At 72.4% G+C, this 11,256-nt stretch carries 13 protein-coding genes and 1 pseudogene; 5 read left to right on the forward strand and 9 right to left on the reverse strand.

The genetic code is table 11. The annotated features are described in order from the left end of the window. The 5 genes and pseudogenes from AB0G02_RS19040 to ruvC all read right to left on the reverse strand — a co-directional run. Positions 1-432: pseudogene (locus AB0G02_RS19040) on the reverse strand (protein translocase subunit SecD); the annotation flags it as partial. Between the two features lie 160 nt (positions 433-592). Continuing rightward, entirely contained in the window at positions 593-988 is a 396-nt protein-coding gene (gene yajC / locus AB0G02_RS19045; RefSeq protein ID WP_360795883.1) for a preprotein translocase subunit YajC, read from the reverse strand. A gap of 98 nt (positions 989-1,086) precedes the next feature. Beyond that, positions 1,087-2,148 (reverse strand): Holliday junction branch migration DNA helicase RuvB, encoded by a 1,062-nt coding sequence (gene ruvB, locus AB0G02_RS19050; RefSeq protein WP_360795885.1) that lies wholly within the window; start codon positions 2,146-2,148, stop codon positions 1,087-1,089. Beyond that, entirely contained in the window at positions 2,145-2,735 is a 591-nt protein-coding gene (gene ruvA / locus AB0G02_RS19055) for a Holliday junction branch migration protein RuvA (protein ID WP_360795888.1), read from the reverse strand. The genes ruvB and ruvA overlap by 4 nt, the downstream gene beginning before the upstream one ends. Beyond that, positions 2,732-3,361 (reverse strand): crossover junction endodeoxyribonuclease RuvC, encoded by a 630-nt coding sequence (gene ruvC, locus AB0G02_RS19060; protein WP_360795891.1) that lies wholly within the window; start codon positions 3,359-3,361, stop codon positions 2,732-2,734. The genes ruvA and ruvC overlap by 4 nt, the downstream gene beginning before the upstream one ends. Positions 3,362-3,541: 180 nt before the next feature. Here ruvC and AB0G02_RS19065 point away from each other — a divergent pair, with 180 nt between their 5' ends. Together AB0G02_RS19065 and AB0G02_RS19070 are read left to right on the forward strand one after the other, a co-directional pair. Then, positions 3,542-5,062: a GGDEF domain-containing protein gene (locus AB0G02_RS19065; protein WP_360795894.1), complete on the forward strand. Its 1,521-nt coding sequence runs from the start codon at positions 3,542-3,544 to the stop codon at positions 5,060-5,062. After that, positions 5,062-5,535, forward strand: coding sequence for a cupin domain-containing protein (locus tag AB0G02_RS19070; protein WP_360795897.1), 474 nt, complete (start codon positions 5,062-5,064; stop codon positions 5,533-5,535). The genes AB0G02_RS19065 and AB0G02_RS19070 overlap by 1 nt, the downstream gene beginning before the upstream one ends. Positions 5,536-5,566: 31 nt before the next feature. Here the strand turns inward: AB0G02_RS19070 and AB0G02_RS19075 are convergent, their stop codons facing one another. Beyond that, on the reverse strand, positions 5,567-6,097 hold the full coding sequence (locus tag AB0G02_RS19075) for a DinB family protein (protein ID WP_360795900.1): 531 nt from the start codon (positions 6,095-6,097) through the stop codon (positions 5,567-5,569). Between the two features lie 117 nt (positions 6,098-6,214). On the opposite strand from AB0G02_RS19075, the gene AB0G02_RS19080 reads away from it, so the two are divergent. Continuing rightward, positions 6,215-7,279, forward strand: a complete 1,065-nt coding sequence (locus AB0G02_RS19080) for an ATP-dependent DNA ligase (RefSeq protein ID WP_360795903.1) — start codon at positions 6,215-6,217, stop codon at positions 7,277-7,279. A gap of 20 nt (positions 7,280-7,299) precedes the next feature. Here the strand turns inward: AB0G02_RS19080 and AB0G02_RS19085 are convergent, their stop codons facing one another. From AB0G02_RS19085 to AB0G02_RS19095, 3 genes are all read right to left on the reverse strand, one after another. Then, entirely contained in the window at positions 7,300-7,773 is a 474-nt protein-coding gene (locus AB0G02_RS19085; protein ID WP_360795906.1) for a TspO/MBR family protein, read from the reverse strand. Positions 7,774-7,873: 100 nt separating this feature from the next. Further along, positions 7,874-8,407, reverse strand: a complete 534-nt coding sequence (locus tag AB0G02_RS19090; protein ID WP_360795909.1) for a uracil-DNA glycosylase — start codon at positions 8,405-8,407, stop codon at positions 7,874-7,876. 172 nt (positions 8,408-8,579) lie between these two features. Then, complete coding sequence (locus AB0G02_RS19095) at positions 8,580-9,332, reverse strand: DUF427 domain-containing protein (protein ID WP_360795912.1); 753 nt, start codon at positions 9,330-9,332, stop codon at positions 8,580-8,582. A 233-nt stretch (positions 9,333-9,565) separates the two neighbouring features. On the opposite strand from AB0G02_RS19095, the gene AB0G02_RS19100 reads away from it, so the two are divergent. Together AB0G02_RS19100 and AB0G02_RS19105 are read left to right on the forward strand one after the other, a co-directional pair. Further along, on the forward strand, positions 9,566-9,925 hold the full coding sequence (locus AB0G02_RS19100; protein ID WP_360795915.1) for a YciI family protein: 360 nt from the start codon (positions 9,566-9,568) through the stop codon (positions 9,923-9,925). After that, entirely contained in the window at positions 9,925-11,139 is a 1,215-nt protein-coding gene (locus AB0G02_RS19105; RefSeq protein ID WP_360795918.1) for an RNA polymerase sigma factor, read from the forward strand. Before AB0G02_RS19100 ends, AB0G02_RS19105 begins: the two co-directional genes overlap by 1 nt. The last annotated feature ends 117 nt before the right edge of the window (positions 11,140-11,256 follow it).

Genomic DNA, 11,256 nt, shown 5'->3' on the forward strand with positions numbered 1-11,256 from the left:
CGTCCAAGGTCGCGGTGCCGGCGCGCTGGTCTCGGGCGCCGCCGGCGCGTTGGGCACCGGCGAGCCGATGACCTTGCGGAAGTTCAGCTTCGCCGTCTGGCCGAGCCGCTTGGCGCCCTCGCTGTCGGAGCCGGGGACCGTGATCACCAGGTTGGTGCCGTCCCGGATGACCTCCGGACCCGCCACACCCAGGCCGTTTACCCGCGTCTCGATGAGGGTACGAGCCTGGTTGAGCGCCTCTTCCGAAGGCGCTTTCCCATCAGGAGCCCGGGCGGTCAACGTGACACGGGTGCCACCCTGGAGGTCGATACCGAGCTTGGGGGTCGCCTTGCCGTTCCCGGTGAAGAACACCAGGGAGTACAGCGCGACCACGATGAGGACAAATGCGCCCAGGTACTTCGCGGGGCGGATTTGCCCGGCCGGAGGTGCCACGGTCCGTCCGTCTCCTGATAGTTGACAAGGTCAGCGATGCCGGAGCGTACCCCTGATGGTGTGAGCTGCGCGTCACTGCCTGGAGTCGGCACGTTGACAGTTGCCGGCTCCAGGCCGAGGGGTCCGCAGGTTGCTGCGGGTTACGTCTGGTTGCTGCGGGTTACTTCTTGCTCTCCTGCTGCGCGGGCTTGGCGTCGACGGCCTTGACGTCGTCGGCCTCGACGTAGACGCCGTCAGCGACCTCGTCCACGTCGTCGACGTCGTCCACGACCGCGTCGGTCTCGGTGTCCACGACCACCTTCTCGCGGATGGCCTGGCGCAGCCAAGTGGTGACCACGCCGTCCGCGATCTCCAGGTCGATCGTGTTGTCGTCGTCGTTCACGCCGGCCACCGTCGCGTACAGCCCGGAGGTGGTCATGACCCGGTCACCCGGCTCCAGCGAGTTCAGCAGCGACTGCTGTTCGGCGACGGCCCGCTTCTGCTTGCGGGCGCTGAGGAACAGCGGCACCGCGAGCAGCACGAGCAGCAGCGGGAACATCAAGGAGGACAGGTCCATCATTCTCCGATCAACCGGACGGGTCGGGAGCGATCAGCGCCCGGTACGTCCGAATTTCTGGGGTGCCGCTGCCGATTGTGCCAGGTGAGTCATCCTGATCACTCGGAGGCGTCGTCGAACAGGGAGCGCGTGGTCTCGCCGGGCGCCTGCGGCGGGGGCTGGAGCCCGAGGTGCAGCCAGGCGGTGGCGGTGGCGACCCGGCCGCGCGGCGTGCGGGCCAGCATCCCGGCCCTCACCAGGTAGGGCTCGCAGACCTCCTCGACCGTGGTGGGTTCCTCACCCACCGCGACGGCCAGGGTGGAGACGCCGACGGGTCCGCCGCCGAACGACCGGACCAGCGCGCCGAGGACCGCCCGGTCGAGCCGGTCCAGGCCCAGCTCGTCCACGTCGTAGACCTTCAGCGCCTCGCGCGCCACGTCGAGGGTGACCGCGCCGTCCGCCCGCACCTCCGCGTAGTCGCGCACGCGCCGGAGCAGGCGGTTCGCGATGCGGGGCGTGCCGCGGGACCGGCCGGCGATCTCCCGGCCGCCGTCCTCGCGCAGGTCGACGCCGAGGATCTTGGCGGACCGCCGGAGGATCAGCTCCAGCTCGTCGGCGTTGTAGAACTCCATGTGGCCGGTGAAGCCGAACCGGTCGCGCAGCGGTCCGGTGAGCGCGCCGGACCGGGTGGTGGCGCCGACCAGCGTGAACGGCGCGATGTCGAGCGGGATGCTGGTCGCGCCGGGCCCCTTGCCGACCACGACGTCGACCCGGAAGTCCTCCATCGCGAGGTACAGCATCTCCTCGGCGGGCCGGGCCATCCGGTGGATCTCGTCGATGAACAGCACGTCGCCCTCGACCAGGTTGGACAGCATCGCGGCCAGGTCGCCGGCGCGTTCGAGGGCGGGGCCGGAGGTGATGCGCAGCGACGCGCCCAGCTCGGCCGCGATGATCATGGCGAGGCTGGTCTTGCCGAGGCCGGGCGGGCCGGACAGCAGCACGTGGTCGGGTGGCGCACCGCGCCGCAGCGCGCCGTGGAGGACGAGTTCGAGCTGCTCGCGGACCTTCGGCTGGCCGACGAACTCGTGCAGGTCCTTCGGGCGCAGGGTGGACTCGACGTCCCGCTCGGTGGGGTCGGGCAGCGGGTTGAGGGTGTCCTCGACCTGGTCGTCGTGGTTCATCGCTTGCGGCCCAGGGTGGCCAGCGAGCGGCGGAGGACCTCGGACGTGCCCAGCGAGCCGTCGGCGGCCAGCACGGCGTCCACGGCCTGCTCGGCCTGCTTGGCGGGGAAGCCCAGGCCCAGCAGCGCCTCGGTGACCTGGGTGCGCACCTGGCCGGCGTCGCCGGTGGCGCTCGGCGCGGGCGCGAGCTGCCCGACCTTGTCGCGCAGCTCGATGATCAGCCGCTCGGCGCCCTTGCGGCCGATGCCGGGCACCTGGGTCAGCACGGTGATGTTGCCCTCGGCCAGCGCGGCGCGCAGCTTGTCCGGCTCCAGCACGGCCAGGGTCGCCAGCGCGAGCCGCGGCCCGATCCCGGACACGGTCTGGAGCAGCCCGAACAGCTCGCGGGCCTCCGCGTCGGCGAACCCGAACAGGGTCAGCGAGTCCTCGCGCACCACCAGCGACGTGGCCAGCTGGGTCTCCTCGCCGCGCCGCAGCGTGGCCAGCGTGGCGGGTGTGGCCTGCACGGCGTAGCCGACGCCGCCGACCTCGACGACGACGTGGTCGAGCCCGATGGACAGCACCTGCCCGCGCAGCGACGAGATCACTGGCCCTCACCTCCGGTCTTCGCGGCCGTCGACCGGGGCGACGGCCGGACGGCGGCCGGCGCGCTCATCCGGGCGCCGGCCTGCGCCAGTCTCGCGCGGTGCGTCCGGGCCATCTCAGCCGCCCTCGCCTGCGCCTCTTCCAGGCGTGAGCGCATGGGCGCGCGCCACAGGTGGCAGATGGCCAGCGCCAGCGCGTCGGCGGCGTCGGCGGGCTTGGGCGCGGTCTTGAGGCCGAGCAGCTTAGTGACCATGGCGGTGACCTGCGCCTTGTCCGCGCGACCGGAGCCGGTGACGGCGGCCTTGACCTCGCTGGGCGTGTGGAACACGACCGGCAGGCCGCGGCGCGCGGCCGACAGGGCGACCACGCCGCCCGCCTGCGCGGTGCCCATGGCGGTGCGCACGTTGTGCTGGCTGAACACCCGCTCGATGGCGACGACCTGCGGCTCGTACCGGTCGAGCCACTGCTCGACGGCGTCGGAGAGCTGGAGCAGCCGCACGGCCAGGTCCGCGTCCGCGGGCGTGCGGACCACGTCCACGGCCACCGGTCGCACGGTGCGGCCGGCCCCGCCGTCGACCACCCCGAAACCGCACCGGGTCAAGCCGGGGTCGACTCCGAACACGCGCACGCTGGTCCCCTCAACCTCCGGACGAACACCAGTTCGAACCTTAGAGGGTGGGCGCGGCGGAAGGCCTGCGTGACACGCGCACGGTGACCAACAGACACCCCCCGATCGACACAGCGTCACCGGCTTACTACAGTGGCTCGGTCAACTGATCGACTCCAGTGGCGGCATGAGCGGGGTGCCATGACCCTGAGGCGGTTCGGCGTCATCACCGCTGCCGTCTTCGTCGTGGTCGCCGCCACCGTCCTGCTCGTCGTCTCCGGTGCGCTGGACCGGCCCACGGCCGTGGCGGTCGACAAGATCGCCCAGTGGGTCGCCGCGACCGCCGCGATGGTGTCGTACTGGCGGGCGGCGCGGCGGCGGCAGGGCGTGGCGCGGCGGTGGCGGCTGTGGATGGCCGCCGCGATGGCGTGCCTGGTCGTCGGGCTGGCCGCGTGGATCTGGGGCCAGGTGTTCCTCGGGGTGGTGCTGCCCTCGTCGACGCTGGCGCCGCTGGGGTTCATGCTGGTGCCCTGCCTGACGCTGTGCGCGGTCCTGGTGCTGGCCCACGGCGGGTCGGGCAAGCTGCCCGGTCACCGCAGCAGGCTCGTGGTCGCGCTGGACGGGCTGATCGTGGTCGGCTCGCTGTTCGTGCTCACGTGGGTGTCGCTGCTGGAGTCGATGGTCCGCGCGTGGGCCACCTCCGGTCCGGGGTTCGCGACCGTCGTGGCGCACCCGGCGGCGTACCTGGTGATGCTGGTCGTGCTGCTGGTGTCGTCGTGGACGCACCGGTCGGTGCGGCAGCTCCCGGTGCTGTTCATCGCGCTGGCCGGCCTGGCGCAGTCGGCGTCCGGCTGGGTGTTCGCGTACCTGGTCAGCAAGGGCGTCACCGCGATACCGACGGCCGCCGACATCGGGTTCATGGTGTGCCCGGCGCTGTTCTTCCTCAGCTCCGTCGCGCCCGGCGGCGGCTCCCGCGAGCGCGCCGGCGCGACCAGGCTGCGCGCGGGCGAGCTGCTGCACCTGCTGGTGCCGTACCTGCCGATGCTGGTCACGGGCCTGTTCATCGTGGTCGGCACGGCGACCGGCGTGCGGCTCAACCCGCTGGAGATCTACGTCGGGCTGGGCGTGGTGCTGCTGGTGATCGCGCGGCAGCTGCTGACGCTGATCGACAACGTCAAGCTGCTGGAGCAGCTGCGGGACAGCCGGGAGCGGCTGCGGCACCAGGCCTACCACGACCCGTTGACCGGGGTGGCGAACCGGGCGCTGTTCCGGGAGCGGTTGGATACGGCGCTGGCCGGTTCGTCGCCGGTGGTGGTGCTGTTCATCGACGTGGACGGCTTCAAGGACGTCAACGACAACTTCGGCCACGCCGAGGGTGACGCGGTGCTGCGGATCGTGGCGTCGCGGTTGCAGGCGTGCGTGCGGTCGCAGGACGTGGTGGCCCGGCTGGGCGGTGACGAGTTCGGCGTGCTGGTCGACGGCTACCCGCAGCCGCCGGAGGAGATCGGGCGGCGGGTGCTGCGGGCGATGGACGAACCGCACCGGACCGCGAACGGCTCGCACGTGATCCGCGCGTCCATCGGCATCTCGCACCGGGACGCATTCGACCCGTCGCTGACCGCCGACGACCTGCTCGGCACGGCGGACGCGGCGATGTACACGGCCAAGCGGCTGGGCAAGGGCATGGTCGTGGTGCACGGATCGGTGGAGGCGGAGCTGTAGTGAACGGCGTTGAACGGGGTGCGGCGTTGAACGCGGACGAGGTCGTCGAGGCGCTGGGGTTGGCGGAGCTGCCGGTGGAGGGAGGGTGGTTCGGGCAGTCGTGGCGCTCGCCCGAGGTGTCCGCGATCTACTACCTGCTGCGGGAGGGCGAGTTCTCCGGCGTGCACAAGCTGGACCACGTCGAGATCTACGCCCACCACTACGGCGCTCCGCTGCGGATGCTGCTGCTGCACCCGGACGGCACCGTGACCACGCCCGTGCTGGGCCCGGACCTCGCGGCGGGCCAGCGGCCGCAGGTCGTGGTGCCCGCCGGCGTGTGGCAGGCCGGCGAGCCGGACGGCGGGTGGTCGCTGGTCGGCACGGTGGTGGTGCCGCCCTACACCGACGACATCGTCACGTTCGGTGAGGCCGACACCCTCGCCCCCCGCTACCCCTCGCACGCCGACGCCGTGCGCCGCCTCTGCCGCCGCTAGCCGGGCCGCTGGACTGCGTTCCCGCCCCCGGTCAGCCCATCGTCTTCTGGCCGTCGATGGTCTCGCGGATGATGTCGGCGTGGCCCGAGTGCTGCGAGGTCTCCGCGATCAGGTGCAGCAGGACCCGGCGGACGGACCACGAGACGCCCGGCGGGAACCAGGGCGCGACCGGCAGCGCGTGGGTGGTGTTCAGGTCCAGGTCCGCCATCAGGCGCTCGGTCTTCGCCGCCGTCTCCTCGTAGTCCGCGAGGAGGCCTCCCAGGGTCTCGTCCTCCAGCATCCGGAAGCCGTTCTCCCAGTCCTGCTCCACGCTCTCCATCAGCTCCGCGCCGCCGACCGCGAACCGCGCCCACGCCTCCTCCACGGTGCGGACGTGCTTGATCAGGCCGCCCAGGGACAACTGGCTGGCGGTCGGCGTCCGACGGGCCTGCTCGTCGTCCAGATCCCGCACGGTGTAGCGGAGGAACCCGCGGTGCTGGGCGAGGGTCGACAGGAGGTCGGTCAGCTCGGCCGAGGCGTCGGAGGTGGGGGCGGAGGAGGTGGCGGTGGCCGTGGTGCTCATGGTGGGGGTCTGCCTTCCGTTTCGGTGTTGCCGCAACGCTAGGACCCATTGCGGACAACTCCCGCCCTCGATTCCGATCCACGGTGGAATCCGCCGGTTCGACCTACGCTCGGCGGCGTGGACCTCCCCGTGATGCCACCCGTGCGGCCGATGCTCGCCAAGGCCGTCCACTCGGTGCCGCGCGAGCCAGGGCTCGTCTACGAGCCGAAGTGGGACGGGTTCCGGTGCGTCGTGTTCCGCGACGGCGCGGAGCTGGAGCTCGGCTCGCGCAACGACCGGCCGTTGACCAGGTACTTCCCCGAGGTGGTCGAGGTGCTGCTGGCCGGCCTGCCGCCGCGGTGCGTGGTGGACGGCGAGATCGTCGTCGTCACGCCCGAGGGGTTGAGCTTCGACCTGTTGCAACTGCGGCTGCACCCCGCCGCGTCACGGGTGCGCAAGCTCGCCGTCGACACGCCGGCCGGGTTCGTCGCCTTCGACCTGCTCGCCCTGGACGACCGCGACCTGACCCCGACGCCGTTCGGTGAACGCCGCCGGCTGCTCGAAGACGTGCTGACCGACGTGCCCGGCCTGTACCTGACGCCCGCGACGGACGACCCGGACCGGGCCGAGGACTGGTTCACCCGGTTCGAGGGCGCGGGTTTCGACGGGGTGGTGGCCAAGCGCACGGACCTGCCGTACGAGCAGGACAAGCGGGTCATGTGGAAGGTGAAGCACGAGCGCACGGCCGACTGCGTGGTCGCCGGGTACCGGCCGCACAAGGACGGCGAGGGCGTGGGTTCGCTGATGCTCGGCCTGTTCGACGACGCGGGCGTGCTGCACCACGTCGGCGTGGCCAGCAGCTTCAGCGCCGAGCGCCGCCGCGAGCTGGTGCGGGAGCTGGCGCCGTACCGGGAGGGCGCGCTGGCGGACCACCCGTGGGCGGAGTGGGCCGGGCTGGACGCGACCACGCCCGGCGCGCAGAGCCGATGGAACCCGACCAAGACGCTGTCGTGGGAGCCCGTGCGGCCGGAGCTGGTCGCGGAGGTGCGGTACGAGCACCTGCAGGCGCGGCGGTTCCGGCACACCAGCAGGCTCGTCCGCTTCCGGCCGGACCGCACGCCCGGGTCGTGCACGTACGCCCAGCTGGAGGAGGTCGCGCCGGCGGAGCTGATGGAGGTGTTCGGACCGGACCCGGCCGGGTAGGCGGTCGGGTCCGGTCCAGGTCAGTTCAGGCTGACGATGCTCGCGTTGAGGGCCGTGGCGAAGCCGACCCAGGCCAGGTAGGGCACGAGCAGCAGCGCCGCCACGCGGTGCTTGCGGGCGAACGCGACGATCAGCGCGATGATCACGACGAGCAGCGCGATGATGTCGACCAGCGCGAGCCCGTACCGGCCGGCGGCGAAGAACAAGGGCGTCCAGGCGGCGTTGAGGACGAGCTGGACGCCGAACAGGACCAGCTCCGGCCCGGTGCCGTGCCGCTTCCAGAACAGCCAGCCGGACAGCGCGATCATCACGTACAGCGCCGTCCAGACCGGCCCGAACAACCACGAGGGCGGCGCCCAGGACGGCGTGCGCAGCTGCTCGTAGTCGGAGGACGCGGAGAGGGCGGACAGGGAGCCGATCACCGCGACCGCGGCGACGGCCACGACGAAGACCGCCAGTCCGACCAGGGGTCGGCGCAGCGCCAGGTGGGCCATTGACCCAGGCTAGGCAGGCCGGGCGCGGTCCGCATGACGAGCGGCGATCGGCCGGCCCGACCCAGGTCGGGGGGACGCCCCCATGCTCAACCCCGCGCGCTCAGCCCTCCACCGCCTTGGCGGCCTGCCGGAAGGCGTCCACGAGCTGCGGCCACCGGCCCGCCCGGTCGCGGTTGATCGACAGCGGGGACGGGTGCGGCGCGTTGAACACCTTCAGCTTGTGGCCGCGACCGGACAGGGTCCAGCCGGTGCCCGCGGGCCTGCCCAGCACCACGACCGCCTTGAGCGCGGTGAGCATCCGCAGCAGCTCCACCAGGTACGGCACCGACGCGCGCAGGTCCGCGGGCGACGGCTCCCGGTTCGGCAGGACCCACGGCACGACGTTCCAGTTGACGCACACCCGCCGCGACAGGCCCGCCTCGGTCATCGCGGCGAACACGTTCGCCGCCGTCGGGTCGTCGTTGTCCAGCGAGTTGAAGCCCGAGCCGGAACCCGAGCCCGCCGACGCGGGCCCGGGTGACTCCAGCAGCAGCAGGACCTTCGAGTTCACGCCGCCGCTGGCCGGGTCGAACAGCGGCACGTCGACCTTGCGCTCGGTGGCGATGCGCTGGGCGAACTCCGTCAACTTCGCCATGTGGGGCGCTTTGAGCAGAGCTTTCTTGCGAGCGACGACCACGGGGTTGCGGTGGGCCCTCGGGGTGGAGGGGAAGACGTCCATGGTTGGCAAGCGTTCCCGGAGTGATCAGGCCCGGCCATCCGCCGTACGGGCGGCGCCTCGCGCTCGCGCCGTCGCACCGCGTGGGGGCTCAGCTGACGTGGGACCGGGGACGCTCCTCCAGGACGCCGTCGACGTAGGTGTCCACCTTCTCGTTGTAGAACGCCACCAGGCCCGCGACCTGCCTGCTCTCCGGCAGCGGGTTGCGGTAGCCCCACACGACGTTCTCGTGGGTCTCCTCGTCGAGCACGACCGACCAGTACTCGGCGGTGCCCTTGTACGGGCAGCTGGTGCGCAGTTCGGTGGGCCGCAGCAGGTCGAGCCGGACGTCGGTCATCGGCAGGTAGTAGCGGGCCGGGAGGCCGGTCTCGAACAGGATCACCGGGCGGTGCGAGTTCGCCACCTCGACGCCGCCGACCTCCACCCGGATGTGCCGGCTGCTCTGCAGCGCGTCGACCCGGGTGTAGGGGTCGCGCGGGTGGACGTAGACCGGCTCGTCCTCCTCGAACCACTCGTCCATCGCATCCCAGTCCAGCCGGACGAGGTCGCGCAGCGGCTCCAGCGGCGAGTCCGGGTAGCGCAGGCCGGCGCCCGCCGCGGTGGCGGTTCCGGTCTTCACGTCGAACAACTGGCCGTTGCCCCGACTCGGTGACCGCTTCACCTCGCCCGTCGGCACCAGCGTCGCCCGGACGTCCTCCGCCGGGAAGTAGTACGTGGGGTAGTACGGCTTCTCCCACACCAGCGCCGGCCTCGTGGTGTCCACGACCAGCTCGCCCGCCAGGTAGGCCCGAACCCGCTTGGTCCCGGTCTCCACCCGCACCCGTCCGCGTTCCGCAGCACTCATGGTTGCGACGCTACGCGCGAGTCCGCCCGTCCGGCACGTGCCGCGTTTCTCCGGTGTTGCCCAGCCGGCGCCGGCGGTCCGGCCGTCCGGACAGGCCCCGCGCGGACCGCGATCCGGGGGGTCGGGACGTCTTCCGGAAACTTTTCCCGCGGTGGTGTCGAATGGCGTCGGATCGGTTCGTAGCCAGGGTGAGGGGCCGGCGACGGACCGGCCGCACACCGAGGGAGCCCGCCATGAACCAGTACCTGCTCGCCGTCCAGGTCGACGAGAGCGCACCGCCGGAGCCGGAGGAGGAGGTGCTGGCGCAGATGGCCAGGACCGGCCGGGTCACGGACGAGATGAGGGCCGCCGGCGCGTGGGTCTTCGTCGGCGGTCTGCGGCACTCGGACGCCAGCACGGTCGTCCGGCCCGGCAACGGCACCACCACGATGACCGACGGCCCGTTCGCCGAGACGAAGGAGCAGCTCGGCGGGTTCTGGGTGATCCAGGTCGACGACCTCGACCAGGCGCTGGCCTGGGCCGAGAAGTGCGCGCTGGCCTGCGGGCAGCCGATCGAGGTGCGCCCGTTCGACGACGGATCGCGCCGGCGCTGATGGACCTCGACGCCGTCTACCGGGCGGAGTACGGCCGGTGCGTCGCCACGCTGACGCGCCTGCTCGGGGACATCGGCCTGGCCGAGGAAGCCGTGCAGGACGCGTTCGCGGTGGCCGTGCGGAAGTGGGACGAGGGGCTGCCGCCCAACCCCGGCGCGTGGATCGTCACCACCGCCCGCAACCGGGCGATCGACCGCCTGCGCCGGGAGTCCACCAGGGAGGCCCGGCACGCGCAAGCGTTGGCGCTGCACCGGAACGACGAACCGGAGGAGGTGGGACCGGTGCGCGACGACCAGCTCCGCATGATCTTCACCTGCTGCCACCCGGCGCTGTCACCGCTCGCGCGGACGGCGCTCACCCTGCGCCTGCTCGGCGGGTTGGAGGTGGCGGAGATCGCGCGGGCCTACCTCGTGCCCGAGGCGACGGTCTTCCAGCGGATCGTCCGCGCGAAGAAGAAGATCCGCGACGCCGGCATCCCCTACCGGGTGCCCGACGCCGCCGAACTGCCCGATCGGCTGACCTCGGTGCTCACCGTGCTCTACCTGGTGTTCAACGAGGGGTACGCGTCGACGTCGGGCGGGCTGCTGCGCACGGACCTGTGCCTGGAGGCCGTCCGCCTGACCAGAGCGCTGGCCGCGCTGATGCCCGACGAGCCGGAGGTGCTCGGTCTGCTGGCGCTGCTGCTGCTCACCGAGGCACGGCGGCCGGCGCGGGTGGGGCCTTCGGGTGAGCTGGTGGTGCTCGCGGAGCAGGACCGGTCGCTGTGGGACCGGGAGCTGATCGCGGAGGGGCACGAGCTGGTGCGGCGGTGCCTGCGCCGCGGTCGGCCGGGGCCGTACCAGTTGCAGGCCGCGATCAACGCCGTGCACACGGACGGGCCGGCGACCGACTGGGCGCAGGTGCTGGCGCTCTACGACCAGCTGCTGGAGCACTCCCCGACCCCGGTCGTGGCGCTCAACCGCGCGGTCGCCGTCGCGGAGGTGCACGGACCGGCGTTGGCCCTGGCGATCGTCGACGAGCTGGACCTGCCGGGCTACCACCTGCTGCCCGCCGCCCGCGCGGACCTGCTGACCCGGCTCGGCCGCACCTCGGACGCCGTCGCCGCCTACGACGAGGCGATCGGCCTGGCCACCAACGACACCGAGCGGGCGTTCCTGGCGACGCGACGAGCGCGCCTGGCGGCGGACCGGGGAGAAGCGGGGCCACGCCCGTGACGCCCCGGTCCGGTGGCCACCGGGTGCGAGCCGCCTAGGATCCGGGCGGTGGAACTGCGCCAGCTCCGGTACTTCGTCGCGGTCGCGGAGGAGTTGCAACCGCGCCAACCGCTCGGC

It is taken from the genome of Actinosynnema sp. NPDC023658 (assembly GCF_040639995.1).
Classification (GTDB): Bacteria; Actinomycetota; Actinomycetes; order Mycobacteriales; family Pseudonocardiaceae; genus Actinosynnema.

What these genes read in the sequence shown, in the direction of transcription:
- AB0G02_RS19095 (WP_360795912.1), bottom strand. Translation starts at nt 9,332, where the DNA reads ATGAGTGCTGCGGAACGCGGACGGGTGCGGGTGGAGACCGGGACCAAG.
- AB0G02_RS19075 (WP_360795900.1), bottom strand. Translation starts at nt 6,097, where the DNA reads ATGAGCACCACGGCCACCGCCACCTCCTCCGCCCCCACCTCCGACGCC.
- AB0G02_RS19090 (WP_360795909.1), bottom strand. Translation starts at nt 8,407, where the DNA reads ATGGCGAAGTTGACGGAGTTCGCCCAGCGCATCGCCACCGAGCGCAAG.
- yajC (WP_360795883.1), bottom strand. Translation starts at nt 988, where the DNA reads ATGGACCTGTCCTCCTTGATGTTCCCGCTGCTGCTCGTGCTGCTCGCG.
- AB0G02_RS19085 (WP_360795906.1), bottom strand. Translation starts at nt 7,773, where the DNA reads ATGGCCCACCTGGCGCTGCGCCGACCCCTGGTCGGACTGGCGGTCTTC.
- ruvB (WP_360795885.1), bottom strand. Translation starts at nt 2,148, where the DNA reads ATGAACCACGACGACCAGGTCGAGGACACCCTCAACCCGCTGCCCGAC.
- AB0G02_RS19065 (WP_360795894.1), top strand. Translation starts at nt 3,542, where the DNA reads ATGACCCTGAGGCGGTTCGGCGTCATCACCGCTGCCGTCTTCGTCGTG.
- AB0G02_RS19105 (WP_360795918.1), top strand. Translation starts at nt 9,925, where the DNA reads ATGGACCTCGACGCCGTCTACCGGGCGGAGTACGGCCGGTGCGTCGCC.
- AB0G02_RS19100 (WP_360795915.1), top strand. Translation starts at nt 9,566, where the DNA reads ATGAACCAGTACCTGCTCGCCGTCCAGGTCGACGAGAGCGCACCGCCG.